Below are 18,729 nucleotides of genomic sequence, written 5' to 3'. Positions count from 1 at the left end.
TTGTGGATTTGAAACAACAAGTTAGAAAATACGGGGTGCTGGTGCTGTTAAGGAAAAGCCAAAAGCTCAGGAACGAGCCCGCAATCGGTATTCGTAGATGGTGACCACACCGAGGATCAGGAGCATGCCGTAAAAGGTATCCTCCACTGGAATGGTCCCAATGCGCAGACCCAAGTTTTCAGCGTCGTTGTACCAAACAATTTGCTCTTCTATACCGGTTCCGGTCAGAATCCCGTTAACGATGAGAAAGGGAATCAAGATCACGGCGTAGGCCCTGTAGAAATATGCCAAGTGCGTTGCACCATAGTAGTATAAGGCACCGAGGGTCAGCCCCAAGAGCAGAAAGGTCCAAAAGGTGTAGGCCTTATCGGTATTGGAAAGAGCCAAGGCCAGCGAGAAGAAGATGAGGAACTGGGTCAGGGAACGCGACCATCGACCCGCAGGGTCAGCCGGAAAAAAGTAATTGAGAACGCGGTAGATGAACACGCACGAAAAAGGCACGGTCACAAAGAAGAGCCACTCTCCTAGGGGCAATCCAAAGGCCTCGATTCCGCTTAAGTAGCGCGGATTGAAACCCCAAACGCCGCGAGCGGTGAAGATGGCGTCCCATACGATGAAGATGGTACCTGTGATGCCAATTCCCGCGAAGAGCTCTTTAAAACTGCCGGCATAGTGGATGCGGGGCTCAAAGCTCCGAATCAAAGGCACACTAATGGTGAAAAGATTGATGAGCAGATAGTAATAGTGCTCGTTCATTTCTTTTGTGCTTGGACGTAGCGAAACGCTTCGCGGTAGTACTTAATGGGAACCACCAGCATGCCAAAGCATTCGCCATGCTCCTTATTGAGGTGCTTGTGGTGTACTTTATGCGCTTTGCGGATGGCGCGCCAATACGGATGATCCGATCGGCGTAGCCACTTGAATCGCTGGTGAATAAACACATCGTGTACCATGAAATACGTGAATCCATAGGCCGCGATACCCGCGCCCATGTAAACTGCCCAATACTGCTGATACATCAGTCCCAGCATAATTCCGAGCCAACTGGGCACGGCAAAAATGAGGAAGAAGGCATCATTCTTCTCAAAGAATCCTGGTTCGTGTTGGTGGTGGTCCTTGTGCAGTACCCAAAGCGGGCCGTGCATGACATACTTATGCGTGAACCACGCCATGAACTCCATTCCAAAGAAGGTGGCGAGAAAAATCAAGATGTAGAGAGCCGTGGTCATACCAACGCAATATTAAGCAATACGAAAAAGCCAAAGAGAATGGCGAATACCGCTGAGCCAATATCATTGCGCTGATCGCGCAGTGTCCAAGCATATACGGCATGCAATGAAAGCGAAACGAGGAACCAGCCGACATAGTTCATAAGTGGTGGCACTCCGCGGGTCCACGCCCACCATTCCAGGGAAATAGCCACGGGTTCAATGAGAATATCGAGGAGTACCATGCTGAAGGCTCCGGCAATCATACGCCAACCCACCCAGCGAAACATCCATCGGGCCAGCTCTCCGGATGCGAAGAGCAAAATGACCCAGTTGACCCCGATAACCATAGGCGCACCGGCCAGTTTTGGACCGAGCACAATACCGTACTTGTACTCCCCGAATATGGCGCCAGTAGCTACTCCGATGATTTCGACCCCCAAACCAACAAAATAAGCCAACAAGAGCATCCACGCGGTACTCAACCGGAATTCGCGGTGATTCCAAAGAAGCAAGCCCGCCGTGATGAGCAGGTTCACCGGCGTCAATGCGACAAACCAGTGCTTCAGCGGACTGAGCATACCGAGAATTCCCACAACGTGGAGGATGATGAGGACAATTATGGAGCGCTTGGCCTTTACGGTCATGGACGTTCAATTTTTTCAACCAGATCAGCGGTGATCCTTGCAGACAATAAACACAGGGGTATTCCCCCACCGGGATGAGCGCTACCTCCCGCGAAATAGAGCCCGTTTATGCGTCGATGAAAATTCGGATGCCTTAAAAAAGCGGCCATGGAATTATTCGAAGCAGCTCCGTACAGCGAACCTTGATACGAACTTGTTTTCGATTCAATACTGATCGGATCAAGCACAGACTCACTGGTAATCAACGACTCGATATCTTCGCCCAACATGCGGCTCAATTTCTTCAGAACGGCATTCCGGGTTTGCCCAATGAGCATGTCCCAGTCTTGACCGGTATTCCCGGGCACATTCACCATGACGAACCAATTTTCCATTCCCTCTGGGGCGTCTTTCGGATCTTCCTTACTGCTGATGTTTACATACACCGTAGGATCCTCAAAGACCTTGCCTTTTTCGAAGATATAGTCAAATTCCGTCTGGTAATCCTCACTGAAGAATATGTTGTGTAAATCCAAGCCTGGAAAGCTCCGATTAATGCCCCAATACCAAATCAGCGCGCTGCTGCTCCGCGGTTGCGCCAAGGTCTTCTCCGGGGCCTTTTGCTCGGGCATGAGCCTTCTATAGGTAGGCACCACGTCCATGTTGCTGACCACTACATCCGCGGGAATAAATTTCTGGCCCTCACGGGCCGATGCTACCTCTACCCCAACGGCCATATCCTTTTCCACACGGATACGCTCCACTGGGCATTGGTACGTGAAACGCACTCCTATTCGCTCAGCTAAGCGAACCAAGGACATGGTGATTTCGTGCATGCCTCCCTCGGGATAATACGTACCCAAGTGATGCTCGAGGTGGGGTATGATGTTCATGACCCCTGGTGCCAAATAGGGACTGGAACCATTGTAGGTCGCGTATCGGTCAAAAAGCTGGGTGAGCTTGGGGTGCTTTAAGGCTCGTTCGTTGGCCTTGTGCATGGTGGTCAACAGGTTCAAGCGGTGCAGATTGACCATGGCCTTCAGCGTTTCCCGACTTAAATAGGTCTCGAGCCGATGCAAGCTGCGCTCCATAAAAAGCGTACTGGTGCTGTCCCACAAGGTCTGGGCGTGTTCAAGGTGGCGAGACAATCGTGCCGCAGGCACTTCCAACCGCTCTTCTACTTCATGTGCAAACCGAGAGCGATCCGTCCATGCCGGTAAAAAGGTGCCGTCTTCCCAGAAATAGTGGCAGGCAACCTCTTTTCCGTGGTAGTTGAAGTGATCGCGAGGATTCTCGTCACACAATTCGAAGAGTTCATCGACGAGATAGGGCAAGGTAAAGAGCGAAGGCCCCGCATCGAACCGAAAACCGTCTTGGTCAAAAGCCGTAAGCTTTCCACCTGGATAATCGTTGGCTTCCAGCACATCTACTTCGTATCCGAGCTTCCGCAGTCGGATAGACGTGGCGATTCCAGCGATTCCGGCGCCCACAATGAGGGCTTTTTTGGGCGGGTTCTTCATGGCTTTGGCAAGGTAACGCATTTCACGGCCTAGGGTTCCATAAAAAAAGCCGTCCTCGATGAGGACGGCTTTGCAACAGGTTACTCGGGTATGAACTGATTACGCTGTAGCTGTTTCGTTGCTGGATGAAGTCGCAATTCCGTACACGACCAATCCGAATCCAATTTTGTTAATGGCGTCTGCGATATTGTAGAACAGGTCTACATTCTCAGAAGTCCATCCTAAACCGGTGTTAAGCCATCCTCCTGGCATACACATGTATCCAATAGGGTAGATTGCCCATCCTACAAGGACAAACCAAGCCAAGGTGCGCACACCGCGTTTCACGACAGCATCTCCATTCTCGGCTAATTTGGCTACTTCACCGAACCAAGCTGTGTACAAGACATAGAGGTATCCCAAGGTGGACAATGCACCCCACAATACGCTGTGTCCCGTAGAACCATCGGTAAAGGCCTCACCGTAGTATCCGGTGACCAACATCCAAACAGATGCTCCGATGAGTTTCCACATCAAGCTTTTGGTGGCTCCGGCCGCCTTCGTTAACAAATAGAATTCGACACACATCAAGGGCACTGTGAGTGTCCAGTCAATGTAGCGCAAGGCAGTTGGATTCTCCCCTGTGGCCATGTAGTAATCGCGCATGTAGTAGTAATGTACCGCTGCGATACCGGTAATCAAACCGGACACCAACAAGGAGAGTTTCCATTTGCCATCCACTCTTCCACGCTCGAAGAAGAAGAATACGGAAGCGGCCAGCATGGCCATGTATCCAGTAAAGAATGTAAACGCTACTGGATCATCTTTGGGAATGGCTACAATGTCTAATAAATTCATAGCAACTGATTTTTTTGGTTAGCAATACTCCACTAACGCACTTTTTCACAGAATGTTCCAATTGTTTTTGAAACTTCTATAATATCAGTATTAATAGATCTTCCCGACGAGTTTGTAGTAGTCTCTGAGGGTTTTTTTCAGACTTTTTCGCTCTTCTCCGTCCAGATAAAGAGCGACTTTTCGATTGCCTTCAGAATCCGATAACCAGAATCGCGAGTCGTCTTCCCTAAGGGCCATGTAGATGCGTCCCGAGGTCATCCAGTGTTCGTAATTGGTGAAGTCACCAAGCGCAAATGAAAGGCTATCACTCGACGTGACCACGGACAGGGATAGTCCCTGGGCGCTACTCAGCGCCTCGTTGGGCTCTAACATGACATAGGCCTCGTCAAAACGCCAATTGTGGAGAATGAGAAAGTTGATGGAAGGAACCGCTGGATTCTGATTTCGCGACTTAATGCGGTAGTGGACAAAGCCGCTTTTGGGATCATCCCAAACTTCGTAGAAATAGGAACGAACATTCTTGAAGTACATTTCAGAACTCTCGGTGGTATGAAAACTCACCTCTTCCAAGTCGATGGGCCTCGACTCGGGCATGGTGAAAGCCAAAACGACCACCATGATGCCCAACCAGCTCAGAAAAACGGTCTTTAAATTCCAAGTCCACTTCATACCATTAGAACCGGACTCAAGCCAAATAGTTGATTATTTAAAAGATCGATAGATCGGATATCGATTGCTCCGTTCAAAGAGTTCACTGTGTTGATACAGCCAGTACATCTGAAATCTTCCGCTGCTGGCCAAGTTGGGATCTTCAAGTTTGGCGCGCTCAAACTCCTCTTGGAGTGCAGGATCTTCAACGAGCATTCGAACGGCAGTCGTGTCAAAAATATACGAGCTATACCATTCTTTCTGTTGCAAAGCACTGTCAAAAAAGCCCCACCGAAAATAGCTATCGGTCGCTTCTGGCTCGAGCGTTTCTACAATGAACCTCCGGGCCTTTTGATTGGTCGGGATTAAATAATCGCCCTTGTACAATCGAACGGTATCCGATTCCCTGAGGACGCCCACTGAATCACCATGACTATAGTGCCCTTCATAAGGGCCACGGGCATTTTCAAAACTAGTAATATAGGTCACTTCTACCCCAGCAATGCTGTCCGCTCTAAGGCGCTCCATCTGCACCCCGTTCCACTGAAGTCGATCGATGATTTCGCGCCAGGCTTGAGGCACAATGTAGTAATCGGGAATCTGGACTTCCACGGTGGGCTTATACCACTCATAGTAGTCCACATTTCTTTTGACCACCTGTGTCTGATCAAACACGATCTTCTCCCCTTCTACCGCTTCCATGGGCACCATTTTCGCCGGGTAGCCCTTAAAGGAAAGTCGCGTCATCCTGGTCGTATCCAAGGCCCAGGCTACGGGCCAAGAAGTGGCTTGAAGACTCTGGTCTCTACTCGCTGATCGCAGGGATTCAATCTGATAGCGATGAACTTCGAGGTACTGGGTGATGGTGGATAGAAAAGTGTAGGTTGCCTCTACCCGATCTGAATAAGGCTTGAGCATATGAGCTTCGGTTACGAAGGAAAAGGTGTGATGTAACCCCGCGAAACCCGTGCTGTAACGAGGCGACTCGAAAAAGCGGTTCCAACCTTGAAAAGGATCCGCTCCAAAAACATTGACATAAGGGGTAATTTCTTCTCCTTGAAGACTCATTTCCATATACAGCGCGGGTTCAAAGATTTGGCGCATATATTGTCCCATGATGGGGCCCAGGGCATCGGGCTGAGTGCCAATCAAGGTTAAGTTATACGGGAAGTCCGCACCATCGGTCGTGTGCGTATCTACAAAGACATCGGGATCCCAATCCTGAAAAATGGCATATAAGCTCTGCGTATTGAGGGCATCCGCCTTTATGAAGTCCCGATTCAGATCAAGGTTTCTCGCATTCCCGCGAAATCCCTGACCTACGGGTCCGTTCTGATTGGCTCTTGTCTGGGGTCTGCGGTTTAAAGCCCCTCCAATGTTGTAGACTGGCACTATAGCGATGACTACGTGTGGAGGTAGAGAACCTGAAGAAAGCATGTCATAGGCCCATTTGAGTGAAGCATCAATGCCGCAACTCTCCCCGGGATGGATACCATTGAGGATGAGGATGGTGCTCTGCTTTTCAATACGCAGAGGATCAAAGACTTTGGCCTTGTTCATAACGAAAAGGTGCAGAGGGCGTCCCACATCTGTTGGACCATATTCGATCAAATCGGCCTCTTCATAGGCCTGCTCTAAGGCGCGATATTCTTCAATGAGCTCATCGTGCTCATAGGTACGATTGTCCAAGTAGCGATTTTCTGGTTGAGCCCACGCCGTGAGCGCGACCAAGCTCATCAAAAGGCTAAAAAGTCTATTCATGCCCTCAAGGTACACAACCCCTACGAACCTTTCCTGAACGACAGAGTTTATTGGGCATGTACAGAATGGAAGACAGCATCGTGGTTCCTGTAGGTTTGGAAGAGGCCTGGAATTTCTTTTCTAACCCAGACAACCTCCAGAAACTCACGCCAACGGATATCGGATTTGAGCCCAAAACCAAGAGTCAACCCACGGCTATGTATCCGGGATTCTTCATCACCTACCGAGTCGCTCCTCTACTAGGCATTAAAATGACCTGGGCGACGGAAATCACTCAGGTTCAACACCAGCAGTACTTTGTTGATGAACAGCGCCTTGGCCCCTACAAAATCTGGCACCACGAGCATCATTTTGAATCGATCGACGAGCATTCAACCAAGGTGACCGATATTATTCACTACGCCTTACCCATGGGATTTTTGGGAAAAATGGCCCATCCCATCGTAATTAAACCTAAATTGACTGAAATCTTCGATTTTCGAAAAGAACGAATCGAAGAAATTTTCGGCTCATGATTGCAGGACCTTTGTCACTTCTCTTGCACCTATTAGCTAGTCTGTCCTTTGTCGGCATCATCTGGTATGTGCAGCTTATATCTTATCCGCAAATGCGGAACGTCAATGTCCACGACTGGAAAGTCTATGAAGCGCAACACACCAAACGCAGCTTCCGGCTGATTGCACCACTATTTGTGATGGAAACCATCAGCACTATTGGCATATCCATTTACTACTGGGACACCCTACCAAAGCACGTCCTCCTGAACGCGGCTATGTTTGCCCTGGCCTACGGAGTCACTTTCGCCGTTCACATGCCCTTACATCGGCTCTTGAGCACCAGCCATCAAACCAAGTGGATTGAGGCCTTGAACTCTAAAAATTGGTGGCGTACCCTCGCATGGACGGTTAAGGGTATTGTGGCACTCTCAATGACGGCTCACTTGTTATTCTAAGCAAGTACATCTCACGCAAATACTGATCGCGCGTTTCCGGATTTAGAAACCCTAGGCTCAGACGCGTCACTGGGTAATCGGGCAAGGTCCGTTCGATTTCGTAAAACGGCGCATAGACGGAGTCTAGTACCGCCTTCTTTTCTTCTGCAACAAATAAGTATTCGCCTACGGCGCGATGGGCTACGCCTTCAACATTCAAACTCGGCGTGATACGCTGACCGTAATAGTCCAGTCCATGGCCGTAAAACCCACTAAAGTAGAGCGCCGTATCAGGTATTTCCCTTGCTGTAGCCCATCGCCCAATTTCATTGGTACTTTGATATTTGAGCAGTTCAGGGTAGAATCGAGTGGCGGTCGTGGACCCGAAGAGCACCATGATGAGTGTTGTCGGCAGAAGTAATCGGTCCAAGCCTTCGCCGCGAATATAGAACCAAAGCGTAAGTAGCAGGAGAACTAGAGCCACAGCATACGGCCATACTGAGGAGGTCGGGAAAAACTGAAGATCATTCATCATGGCCAAGGCCGCAAAGAGCACAATAAAAATCCCTTGAGCAATGGCGAGGCGATTGAACCAGGCCCTTTGCTTTTGAACGAGGAACCAGATGTAACGAGCCGTGAGAATCGCGGCTAGAGGAAACAGTGGGAATATGTAATGCGGGAGCTTGAACTGACTAGAGCTCAGGGCGATAAAGGTGAAGGTGAACCCCGAGATAGCCAATGCTTCGTGCCCTTCCTTCACGCGAAATCCGTTCTTGACAATGCGAATCCATCCCGAAACCCAAGCCGGGATGAAAAAGAGCATCCAAGGACTGAAGTCCCAGAGCATCGATCCGATAAAAAACAACGGTCCGCTGTCGTCTTCCCAGTAAATATCTCCTGTTACCCTTCCAAAACTCTGGGTCCAAAAGAAGAACTCAATACCACTTGGCCCATCCAGACCGTAGACGTGCTTCTCCGGGTGAAGATCAAACTGTTGATAAAGTCCCCAGAGCATTGGAGTGAGAAGCAAAAGGGCAAAGCACAAAAAAACCAGCCAACGCCAATTCAGTATGTTTTTCCAGTCTCTGGTCAACAACAAATGACCACCCACGGCAATACCGGGAAACACAATCCCAATAGGTCCTTTCGACATCATGGCCAAGGCCACCCCTAAACTACTCCCCAACAAATACTTCCATTGACCGTGTTGTAGGAAGGCACTGAGCTGCCATAGCGCATAGGCGGTAAATCCCGTTAAGATTCCATCGGTCCGCACATCATTGGTCATCAAGAGCATGGCCTGGGTCGTTCCCAGAATCAATGCGGCCATCCGCGCGATACGCCGATCGTACCACATGGAGGCCAGCTTATAGGTCGAAAAGATCCCCAAAAGGAGGACAAAAAGTGCGGGTAGTTTAAAGCTCCAATTGTGGTAGCCAAACAGGGTAAAACTCGAACTGGAGAGCCAAAACAGCAAAGGAGGCTTATCGAGGTAATCCTTTCCTCGTTCAAAGACCTGGAGATAGCTACCGGTCTCGGCCATCTCCCGGCTGATCTCCGCATACTGAGCCGCATCTACCTCCATGATGTCCACAAAAAGATTGGCGACAAACACGAGAAGGATCAAGCCGACGGCCACGTGATAGCGATATGTGAAAAGGTGCCTCACGGCACGAAGGTAGGGGAAATTTGACGGCCTAAATGTAGATTCGAGCCCGGTCTTCGGGACCAAAGGTGCGGTGTGCGCCTTTCTGGTACCGCTCTGCGGAACTCAAGGCCAAAAGCGCATCGAACTCATGCCAGTTTTTGAGTTCTCCCTGCAGTTCCCAATGAGGGTGTTCTTCTTTCAACCGAGTCAAAAAAGCAGGAAGGCCACTGAAGTCCTTTTTGTAAACCTCCTCGTTCAACTCCAGTTCTCTTGCTCTGAGCTTGGGATATGATTCCAGAATGATCACTTTACCCAACTGCTCTTCCAACTGCTTCTTCAGGCGCATGGCTCTTGCCGTTAATCCACCGAGAAACATGGGCGACATGGCCCCGACTTCTCGGTCCACCGGGCGGTAGAAATAGTCGTCTCCATCACCAAAATAAGCACCAGGCAGACTCAGGGGAGCGTCTAGAAATATGATTTCAGGCCTTTCCCCGAGGGCAATATCCAAGATCATTTTATCCGCATCTTGACCCTTTACGGAGGAGTAAATGCGTACGCCTTCGCCCTCTGTAGAGGCTATGGCGGTAGTCCCGGCCATCTTGGATCCGTAATCAATTCCCCAAATTCGCATGAGTTGTAAACCGCTGAGGACTCTAGGTTGTTCTCCAAATGTGAAAACCCTGCGCCTTATTCTCGGAGATCAGCTCAATGCCGCCCATTCATGGTACAAAGAGAAGACTCCAAATGTCCACTATGTCCTGATGGAAGTGCGGTCCGAAACGGACTATGCACCTCATCATATTCAAAAAGTTTGTGCGCTTTTTGCCTCCATGCGCCGCTTTGCCAAAGCCCTTGAATCTGCGGGGCATCAGGTGACCTATATCGCTTTGGACGCACCCGACAATAGCGGATTTGAAGGAAACCTTCAGAGACTCATCGCAGAATACGGGATCGAACGATTTGAATATCAGTGGCCCGACGAATATCGTCTGGACCAACTCCTTCAACGAATGGACTTGGGCATTCCAACAGAAGGTGTTGATACCGAGCACTTTTTGACCAAACGCACGGAACTCGCTGAATTCTTCAAAGGGAAAAAGACCTATTTGATGGAGAGCTTCTACCGCTCCATGCGAAAGAAATACGATCTCTTGATGGTGGCAGGAGAACCTGAAGGCGGAAAGTGGAACTACGACGGGGCCAACCGCAAAAAATTCCCCAAGAACGTCGTGTTTCCAGAGCCCTTGGAATTCGCCCATGACGTCCGTGATATTGTGGAAATGCTGGATCGAGAGGGAGTAGAGACCATTGGCAACCTGGATGAGGAACGGTTGCCTTGGCCGACATCGCGCCGTGAGGCGCAAGAAGTGCTGGACTACTTCGCAGAGCATCTGCTCCAGCAATTTGGGACCTATCAGGATGCCATGCACACCGATGACTGGAGTGGGTATCACAGTCGATTGAGCTTTGCGCTGAACACGAAGATGCTCCATCCCCTCGATGTGGTGAATCGGTGCATCGCCGAATACCGAAAGCGCGACGACATTGAGCTGAACCAAATTGAGGGCTTTGTGCGGCAAATCATTGGGTGGCGTGAATATATGCGCGGCGTTTATTGGGCGCATATGCCGGATTATGCCGAGAAGAATGCCCTACGGGCCGATCGTCCCCTTCCCTCCTATTTTTGGACGGGAGAAACCAAGATGAACTGCGTCCGCCACTCGGTGAAGCAGAGTTTAGACCACGCTTACGCCCACCATATTCAGCGTTTGATGGTCACCGGAAACTTCGCGCTTTTGGCCGGTATAAATCCCGATGAATTGGACCGTTGGTATTTGGGCATTTACATCGATGCCTTCGAGTGGGTCGAGATCACAAACACCCGGGGGATGAGTCAATTTGCAGACGGCGGAATTGTGGGAACCAAGCCCTATAACTCTAGCGCAAATTATATCAACAAGATGAGCAACTACTGCTCGGGATGCCACTATCAATTCAAGGAAAAGACCGGTGATAAAGCGTGCCCTTTCAACAGTCTGTACTGGCATTTCTATGAACGACATCGCGAGGAGTTCGGCAAGAATCCGCGCATCGGGATGGCCTACCGGAATCTAGACCGAATGGACCCGGAGCAGCGAGCCAAAATCATGCAACGCGCAGAGTGGGTCCTCGAAAACATAGAGGAACTGTGAATCTTGTTTGGATCAAACGGGACTTCCGAACTCGTGACCACGAACCTCTATTCGCGGCTGTAGCTTCTGGAGAACCTACGCTTATCGTCTGGATTGTTGAACCTTCTCTGATGGCGCATTCCGAAATGAGTACGCGTCATTGGCAATTCATGTACCACAGCTGGCTGGAGTTTCAGCGGCGTGTTCATGGGCACGGCGGCAAAGCCGTTCTTTGTTATGGAGAGGCCCTTGACGTCTTCGAGAAACTTCAACCCAAGACTATATACTCGCATCTCGAAGTCGGCTTAAGACTCACCTTTGATCGAGACCAATCTGTTGGACTCTGGGCTCGGGCAAATGGCGTGCAGTGGCATGAGTACCGACAGCAGGGCGTTCGGCGAGGTCGGAAGAACCGACAAAATTGGGATGCGGAGTGGCGCTCGCTTATGCTACAGCCCAAGAAAAACCCAGATTGGTCCAAAGGAAGCTGGGTCTCGGATATGGATGTGGAGTCGTTCGAATTGCCGGAAGACTTACGGAAAGCTTGGAGCGATTATTCAGAGGCCTATCAGGAACCGGGAGAAGCTGCAGCACACGCCTGTCTCAAGTCTTTTCTCGAGGAGCGCAGCATTAATTATCAACGTCATATCTCCAAACCGAGCGAAGCTCGATCGAGCGGATCTCGATTGAGTCCTCATTTGGCGTGGGGCACCATAAGTATCCGCCAGGTGTATCAAGCAGCTCGGGGTGCTTTGGAGCGGGGGAATAAGCGAAACCTTCAAGCCTTCATCAGCCGAATTCACTGGCACTGTCATTTCATTCAAAAGTTTGAAAGTGAGTGCCGTATGGAGTTCGAGGACATCAACCGGGGGTTCGCGGCGTTGGAAAAGCCCGTCGATCAAGAGCTAGTAGAAGCCTGGACGGCTGGGCAAACAGGAGTCCCTATGGTCGATGCCTGTATGCGCTGTTTGAATGAAACGGGTTTTCTCAACTTCCGAATGCGGGCCATGTTGGTGAGCTTCTTAACCCATCACCTATGGCAGCCCTGGCAAGCCGGAGCTCAGCATTTGGGTAACGTCTTTTTGGATTTTGAACCGGGCATTCACTTTCCACAAATTCAAATGCAGGCAGGCGTTACGGGGATCAATACGGTGCGCATGTACAATCCAATCAAGCAAGGTGAAGATCACGATCCAAAAGGCTTGTTTATCAAACGATGGATCCCGGAATTGACTGACTTGCCGATCGAATTTATTCATGAGCCTTGGAAAATGACGGAAATGGAACAAGAGCTGTACGAATTGCGTTTGGGCATTGACTATCCGCGACCTGTTGTGGATGTGGCAGCATCGGCCCGTAGGGCCAGAAAATGGATTTGGGAGGCGCAGAAATGGCCTCAAGTGAAGAGCGAAAGTCGCCGTATCTTAGCAAGGCACACAGCGCCAAACAGAAGTATACGGAGGCGGACACAAGAGATATTGAAATGAGCGAAGAATTCAAGAATCCGATTGACAAGGACAAGGTGGCCGAAAAGCCGAGTACCTTGGAGTACGAGCACCATGTGGGCAGCGCCAAGATTGAGAAGGTCGATAAAAAGAAGGTTCGTGTGAAGGCCTTGAGTGCCATGTATGAGCAGACGGACCAGCAATTGGGCCAAATTAAAGATCAAATTGAATTGCTCGCAAAGCAGGCCAAGGCCATCGAGGACCGAAAGGAAATTTCCGAAATGATCTATGCTGCAGAAATGAATTTCTCCCCGGAAATCAATCACGTTTACCACTTGTACCGCAAGGAGGACAACGAAAGTGTATTGTCTCTCATTGGACCCCGGGAATGGGGGCGTTCGAAATCCTATCCAGAATTCGTAGCTTCGGTAAGGTTAATGGCGGACCATACATGGGATATTCTGCCAGAGCCCGATACGCATTAAATCCTATACCATGAACCGAACTGTTTCTCGTTTTCTCGCTGCACTCCCGATATTGATGCTCGTGAGTTGTATGAGCCCTTCGTCACCCAAAGGCAATGATGAAAAGCCGGTGATCAATTGGAAGGAACGCGAAACCAACGTCGTTCGCTTGGATTCTCTGGACCGAGGCGTCACTTATGTTCCTGTGTATTCGGGAATCTACAGTCAAACGGAAAAACGCCTGCACGCTTTGACCGTTACCGCGAGTATCCGAAATACCAGCGTTAAAGACACGCTGTTCTTAACCAGTGCCAACTACTACGACACTCATGGAAACTTGGTTCAAGAACACCTCACCAAGCCCGTTTACTTATTGCCGATGGAAACCGTCGAAATCGTGATCAATGAGAGCGATGAATCAGGTGGCCCGGGCAGTAACTTCTTAATCGAATGGAAACACGAAGCAGGGTCTCCTGAGCCTTTGATGGAGACGGTGATGATCTCCACCTCTGGGCAGCAGGGAATCTCCTTTACCTCTCGAGGCGTGCGCATCGAATAAGATCTATTCGCCCATGTGGTCGCATATCCTTGCCCAGATTGTTATTCTCTTCGCGGTCATCGATCCGATCGGTTCCATACCCGTATATCTTGAAGCCACCAAACAGCTCAACGGACAGCACACGCGGAAAGTGGCTATTATTGGGCCCCTAGTCGCCTTTGGCATTTTCCTCTTTTTCATTGTTGTCGGTCAAATCATCTTGGAATGGATGCACATTTCCCTGGACGCCTTTCAGATCAGCGGCGGTTTGATTCTATTTCTATTCGCTCTCACTATGGTCTTTGGTCAAGGAAAGCCAGCGAGCGAAGTTGAACTGATTCAAGACTACAAGCACGTGACGGTTTTCCCGGTCGCCATTCCTTCCATTGCTTCACCAGGAGCCATCATGGCCGCAGTACTCCTTACGGACAACCACCTCTATTCCTTGAATGAACAAGCCCTCACTACCGTATTGGTCTTGGTCATAGTCCTTTTAACCATGATTGTTCTATTAGCGGCTAGTCGACTCCAGAAGGTCATTGGTATCTACGGCATCACTATTATTTCCAAGATCATGGGGCTTATTCTGGCCTCCTATGCCATGCAGAGTATCCTGAGTGGTATCCGCGACTTCTTCCAACACGGATAATAACTTGGACTTTTTCAGAAAGTCCCCGAACTTGGGTTCACCTAGTTTTGGGGCATGATCATCAGTAGCCAAATCATCGAATTTCAGGGAAGACCGCTTTTTCAGAAGGCGCGCTTCAGCACCCCTATGGACATGCAAGGGTCCATTCAAGACTTCGCCTGTTTTTTCTACATGGTGGAAGGAAACATGCTGAGCTACGATTCTCGTGGCGTCCACCGAATAGGGGAAAACGAAGCCGTGGTAAAAAACTGCAACAACTACGTGCAGCGCTACGTACCCGCCAAAGGAGGAGAAGAATGCGAAGCGATCGCCATATACCTGTATCCGGATCTACTGAAGACCATCTACAAAAATGAAGTGCCCAGTTTCTTGAAAGCCGATGGGAACCAGAGCCCGCCTCAGTTCGTGGACAACCGGCTCATTGAGCAGTACGTGACCAACCTGTCCATCTACTTCGAAGAGCCCAGTTTACTCGACGAGGAACTCGGTATTCTCAAACTCAAGGAGCTCATGATGATTCTGCTGAAAAGCGAGAATTACGAGAATATTCGGCAGCTGCTCTCCGAAATCTTCGCCCCGGTCAATATGGAGTTTGTGCAGACCATCGAGCGCAATCTCTTCAATTCCCTGAGCATGGACCAACTGGCCTTTATCTGCAACATGAGCCTGTCCACCTTCAAACGGGAATTCAAAAAGGAATTCGGCGAATCCCCGGCCCGTTACATCAAGAACCGCCGGCTGGAACATGCCGCCAACCGCATCCTCTGCACCACTGAGCCCATCTCAAGTATCGCTTACGATTCCGGCTTCCAAGACGTGACCACCTTCAGCGCCAACTTCCACAACAAGTACGACCTTTCCCCGTCAGCTTACCGCTTAAACCAAAACAGAAAGTAAGCGGACCTTTTCGGAAAAGCCCGACCCCCTATTCCCCGGATCTTTGTCTTGTAACTTAAATCAATGCACGATGAAGAAGTTCCTAGCAACACTAGTCGTTTTATTCACCCTAAATGGAATAGTCATGGCACAACATGGATTTGATGTAGAAAGAGAAATAGTCATCGAAGTCTCTGCAGACGAGCTTTGGGAAATGGTTGGACCTGGATTTGTAGATGTCTACAAGTGGTCTTCTAATGTAGATCACGCCGTAGGAACGGGAAACCCCGAATTTGAAGGAGCCGTTTGCAGCGAGCGCTTCTGCGACGTAAATGTCAAAGGATTCAACAAAATCAGCGAGCGCTTAACCGCCTACGACGAGGACCGCATGAATCTGGCCTACGAGGTCACGGACGGCCTGCCCGGTTTCGTCACCTTCGCCGAGAACAACTGGACGGTGGTTCCGGTCTCTGAAAACCGAGCCATCTTGGTTATGAAAGCCAAGTTTCGTTCCAAAGGACTCATGGGTTCTTTGATGAATGGAATGATGGAGAAGAAGATGATCAAGACCTTAGAAACCGTTCTGGAGGACGCGAAAATCTACGCCGAAACAGGCGAGCAATCTCCCGCAAAGAAGAAGCGCGTAGCCGATCTGGCCAAGAAAGCGCCCGTCGCGGCTTGAGCGATTCAGATCAGTTAGGTAGTAAAGGCGCGGCATTGGCTGCGCCTTTTTCATTCTGCGCAGATTGAATACCTTCTGCATCAAAACCGACGCACATGTCCGACCTTCGCTACCCCATTGGCCTCCTTTCCGCTTTCCCCCGAGTCTCTTATAAAGATCGCCAGGAATACGTGGACTTCATCGGTGCCTTCCCTCAGTTGATGGAGGAGAAGATTCAGGGCCTACGGCCCGATGCCCTCCGGCTCCCCTACCGCCCTGACGGTTGGTCCATTCTCCAGGTGGTGCACCACTGCGCGGACAGCCACCTCAACGCCTATACTCGGTTTCGTTTGGCCCTGACCGAAGACCGTCCCCACATTCGCCCTTACCAAGAGCACCTCTGGGCTCAATTGGCGGACGCCGTTAATCCTGACCTCACGCCTTCTCTTCAAATCCTAACGGGCGTCCACCACCGCTGGCATCAACTTCTTGAATCCATGACCGAAGCGGATTGGAATCGAACTTATCTTCATCCGGAATACAACGATGAATACGACCTACTAGACGTCTTGGCCCAGTACGTCTGGCACGGCAAACATCACTTGGGCCATATCGATCAAGCCCTTCGCTTTCAGGGGGCCTTTCCCGTCTAAACCACGCTTCCAGCACAAAAAAAGCCCGCTTTCTGTCGAAAGTGGGCCTTGTTCTAATAAGCTGTTCGATTATTTCAGGAAGCTGTACTCCCTAGCATAATACATCATCTGCTCGGTAAAGTCTGCTGGATAGTAGACCTCAGCATCTACAACGCTATCTCCCTCCATTACAGGACGAATCTCAGGGTTGATGAATCCTCCGTAAGGAGCTACGTTCAACGCCTCTGCGCGTTCCAATACTTCAGCGTGAAGTTCATTATCGATTTGAACACCGTAGTTCTCGACCAATGCTTTACCTGCTTCATAGTCACCTTCCGATTTGATGCGTTGAATCTCACGCAACAACTCACCAAATAGCTCGCGAAGCTTATCGTAATCGTTCACCACCACGTAGGTCTTTCCGTCAATGACGTCAAAGCTGACCACATTGTCCGCCTTTCCTTTTTCGTAGGCCCAGAGGGCATTGATCTGGCGATTGCGCATGTGCGCTTCTTCCAGTACCTCACCCGGCTCAAGGCGACGCAATTGGGTCATCAATCCGTTCATCATATAGCTGTCGAACTCGGCCATTCCCACATCAGTGCTAGGAACAAGACCCAATTCCACCAATTTAGGATCAGTGATGTAGTACAAGGACACCAAATCAGCTCTCGCTTCTTCCAAAGTACTCGCGTAATTCTTCAGCGTCTCCTTTGGCGTGCCAACGCCTTCGTTCAATTGTCCAGACGCGTGTCCAATAACTTCATGCAAAGCTGTGTGCATCTTCGAGGCCAATTTCCCGTGTTCCTTCATGCGATCGCGAACGGCATCGTCGTGGACAAATTCTTCCAAGAAACCTTCTCCAGACGCAGCTTCATAAGCGGCTACAATGTTTCCAAGGCTCACCGATTTTGACCCGTGCTGGGCACGAATCCAGTTCGCGTTCGGCAGGTTCACTCCAATCGGCGTACTCGGAGAAGCATCCCCGCTCTCACCGGCTACATTGACCACTTTATAGCTCACGCCGACCACGTTCTCTTTTTTGTGCTCATCCATGATGCTGGAATTGTCCTCGAAGTACTGAGCATTTTCCGCAAGTACACTCATCCGCTCAGAAGCGTCAAAGTCCTTAATCTCCACGATACTCTCATAGCTTCCCTTGTACCCTTTCGGATCGTTGTAGACCTCGACAAACCCTTGGATGTAGTCAATATCTCCTTCTGTGGCACTGACCCAGGCCACGTTGTACTCATCCCAGGTCTCTAAATCTCCCGTGCGGTAATAATCCACCAACAGGCGTAGTGCATTTGCCTGAGCCTCATTCTCCGCAACACCTGCCGCTTTCTCCAGCCAGTATACCACCTGTTCAATGGCTGCTCCATACATACCACCAACATGCCAGACGCGCTCTTCGAGCTGTCCGTCTTCATTGCGTACCACCTTTGAGTTCAATCCGAAGGAAACATCTTGATTCTCTGCGTTAGCCTTCATGCCTGCATAAAACGCATCCACTTCTTCTTCGGTGACATCCGCATCGTAAAAGTTTGTAGCAGATCCAGCTACCAATCCTTTTGTTGGATCTAGATTCACTTTTTTGTTATCCACCGAAGGATCAAACATGGCGACAACGATCTGAGCATCGAGGCTGTATCCGGTTTCACTCATCAAGCTTTGGAAGTACTCCTGTGAAAACTCGGGCATGATCTTACTCATGCTGTAATGGTGATGGATTCCATTCGAAAACCAAACGCGCTTGGTATAAACCATGAAGTTAGCCCAATCATCGCTCTCGCGATCTCCTTCGAAGTTTTCTACGATGTGCTCCAAGGCATGGCGAATGTCCAAGTTGTAACGGTAGTTCTGATCCCAAATCATATCTCTACCTGCTAAACCCGCTTGAGTCAAGTAATAAACCATGGTTCTTTGCTTTGCCGTCAAGCGATCAAATCCAGGTACTTGGTATCGAATGATTTTCAGGTCTGCAAACTGCTCGGTTTGCCATTGGAACTCTTCAGAGGTTACTTCCCCGCTTTCTTCTCCTTGAGGTGCAGAATTACAGGCGGTTAAGAATAATCCGCCCGTAAGGGCGAGATAGAATAGCTTTTTCATGG

Annotated in this window: 20 protein-coding genes; 10 read left to right on the top strand and 10 right to left on the bottom strand. The window is 49.9% G+C overall.

What is annotated here, in order from left to right:
• Positions 1-66: 66 nt before the first annotated feature.
• The 7 genes from HZ996_07210 to HZ996_07180 all read right to left on the bottom strand — a co-directional run bounded on the left by HZ996_07210 (position 67) and on the right by HZ996_07180 (position 6,600).
• Positions 67-756: a lycopene cyclase domain-containing protein gene (locus HZ996_07210; protein ID QTN38935.1), complete on the bottom strand. Its 690-nt coding sequence runs from the start codon at positions 754-756 to the stop codon at positions 67-69.
• Positions 753-1,229 (bottom strand): sterol desaturase family protein, encoded by a 477-nt coding sequence (locus HZ996_07205; GenBank protein ID QTN38934.1) that lies wholly within the window; start codon positions 1,227-1,229, stop codon positions 753-755. Before HZ996_07205 ends, HZ996_07210 begins: the two co-directional genes overlap by 4 nt.
• The gene (locus HZ996_07200) at positions 1,226-1,855 is read right to left on the bottom strand and encodes a carotenoid biosynthesis protein (protein QTN38933.1); all 630 of its coding nucleotides are present in this window, start codon (positions 1,853-1,855) and stop codon (positions 1,226-1,228) included. The genes HZ996_07205 and HZ996_07200 overlap by 4 nt, the downstream gene beginning before the upstream one ends.
• Positions 1,852-3,354 (bottom strand): phytoene desaturase, encoded by a 1,503-nt coding sequence (crtI, locus tag HZ996_07195; protein ID QTN40019.1) that lies wholly within the window; start codon positions 3,352-3,354, stop codon positions 1,852-1,854. Before crtI ends, HZ996_07200 begins: the two co-directional genes overlap by 4 nt.
• Positions 3,355-3,453: 99 nt before the next feature.
• Complete coding sequence (locus HZ996_07190; GenBank protein ID QTN38932.1) at positions 3,454-4,191, bottom strand: bacteriorhodopsin; 738 nt, start codon at positions 4,189-4,191, stop codon at positions 3,454-3,456.
• Positions 4,192-4,281: 90 nt separating this feature from the next.
• The gene (locus HZ996_07185; protein QTN38931.1) at positions 4,282-4,860 is read right to left on the bottom strand and encodes a hypothetical protein; all 579 of its coding nucleotides are present in this window, start codon (positions 4,858-4,860) and stop codon (positions 4,282-4,284) included.
• A gap of 33 nt (positions 4,861-4,893) precedes the next feature.
• Complete coding sequence (locus HZ996_07180; protein QTN38930.1) at positions 4,894-6,600, bottom strand: hypothetical protein; 1,707 nt, start codon at positions 6,598-6,600, stop codon at positions 4,894-4,896.
• A gap of 56 nt (positions 6,601-6,656) precedes the next feature.
• On the opposite strand from HZ996_07180, the gene HZ996_07175 reads away from it, so the two are divergent.
• Complete coding sequence (locus HZ996_07175) at positions 6,657-7,115, top strand: SRPBCC family protein (GenBank protein ID QTN38929.1); 459 nt, start codon at positions 6,657-6,659, stop codon at positions 7,113-7,115.
• The gene (locus tag HZ996_07170; GenBank protein QTN38928.1) at positions 7,112-7,552 is read left to right on the top strand and encodes a hypothetical protein; all 441 of its coding nucleotides are present in this window, start codon (positions 7,112-7,114) and stop codon (positions 7,550-7,552) included. Before HZ996_07175 ends, HZ996_07170 begins: the two co-directional genes overlap by 4 nt.
• Here the strand turns inward: HZ996_07170 and HZ996_07165 are convergent.
• Together HZ996_07165 and HZ996_07160 are read right to left on the bottom strand one after the other, a co-directional pair.
• Positions 7,506-9,200 carry a glycosyltransferase family 39 protein gene (locus HZ996_07165; protein QTN38927.1) on the bottom strand — a complete coding sequence of 565 codons (1,695 nt, stop codon included), beginning with the start codon at positions 9,198-9,200 and terminating at the stop codon, positions 7,506-7,508. The genes HZ996_07170 and HZ996_07165 overlap by 47 nt on opposite strands.
• A gap of 28 nt (positions 9,201-9,228) precedes the next feature.
• Positions 9,229-9,813, bottom strand: coding sequence for a DUF429 domain-containing protein (locus HZ996_07160; GenBank protein QTN38926.1), 585 nt, complete (start codon positions 9,811-9,813; stop codon positions 9,229-9,231).
• Here HZ996_07160 and HZ996_07155 point away from each other — a divergent pair.
• The 8 genes from HZ996_07155 (at position 9,812) to HZ996_07120 (ending at position 16,639) form a co-directional block, all read left to right on the top strand.
• On the top strand, positions 9,812-11,374 hold the full coding sequence (locus HZ996_07155) for a cryptochrome/photolyase family protein (GenBank protein QTN38925.1): 1,563 nt from the start codon (positions 9,812-9,814) through the stop codon (positions 11,372-11,374). The genes HZ996_07160 and HZ996_07155 overlap by 2 nt on opposite strands.
• On the top strand, positions 11,371-12,840 hold the full coding sequence (locus HZ996_07150) for a deoxyribodipyrimidine photo-lyase (GenBank protein QTN38924.1): 1,470 nt from the start codon (positions 11,371-11,373) through the stop codon (positions 12,838-12,840). Before HZ996_07155 ends, HZ996_07150 begins: the two co-directional genes overlap by 4 nt.
• Positions 12,837-13,283 carry a DUF2452 domain-containing protein gene (locus tag HZ996_07145; GenBank protein ID QTN38923.1) on the top strand — a complete coding sequence of 149 codons (447 nt, stop codon included), beginning with the start codon at positions 12,837-12,839 and terminating at the stop codon, positions 13,281-13,283. The genes HZ996_07150 and HZ996_07145 overlap by 4 nt, the downstream gene beginning before the upstream one ends.
• Positions 13,284-13,338: 55 nt before the next feature.
• Positions 13,339-13,821 carry a DUF3124 domain-containing protein gene (locus tag HZ996_07140; protein ID QTN40018.1) on the top strand — a complete coding sequence of 161 codons (483 nt, stop codon included), beginning with the start codon at positions 13,339-13,341 and terminating at the stop codon, positions 13,819-13,821.
• Between the two features lie 13 nt (positions 13,822-13,834).
• Entirely contained in the window at positions 13,835-14,449 is a 615-nt protein-coding gene (locus tag HZ996_07135; protein QTN38922.1) for a MarC family protein, read from the top strand.
• A 54-nt stretch (positions 14,450-14,503) separates the two neighbouring features.
• Positions 14,504-15,346 (top strand): helix-turn-helix transcriptional regulator, encoded by an 843-nt coding sequence (locus HZ996_07130; protein QTN38921.1) that lies wholly within the window; start codon positions 14,504-14,506, stop codon positions 15,344-15,346.
• Between the two features lie 70 nt (positions 15,347-15,416).
• A complete protein-coding gene (locus tag HZ996_07125) occupies positions 15,417-16,007 on the top strand; it encodes an SRPBCC family protein (GenBank protein ID QTN38920.1) in 591 nt (196 codons plus the stop codon).
• 95 nt (positions 16,008-16,102) lie between these two features.
• Positions 16,103-16,639 carry a putative metal-dependent hydrolase gene (locus HZ996_07120; GenBank protein ID QTN38919.1) on the top strand — a complete coding sequence of 179 codons (537 nt, stop codon included), beginning with the start codon at positions 16,103-16,105 and terminating at the stop codon, positions 16,637-16,639.
• Positions 16,640-16,708: 69 nt separating this feature from the next.
• Here HZ996_07120 and HZ996_07115 read toward each other — a convergent pair whose 3' ends face one another.
• Entirely contained in the window at positions 16,709-18,727 is a 2,019-nt protein-coding gene (locus HZ996_07115) for a dihydrofolate reductase (GenBank protein QTN38918.1), read from the bottom strand.
• Between the last annotated feature and the right edge of the window lie 2 nt (positions 18,728-18,729).

The sequence above is a fragment of the Cryomorphaceae bacterium genome (assembly GCA_017798125.1).
GTDB lineage: Bacteria > Bacteroidota > Bacteroidia > Flavobacteriales > ECT2AJA-044 > ECT2AJA-044.
Note: the sequence above shows the minus strand (reverse complement) of the source record. Positions and strands in the feature narration are given on the sequence as shown.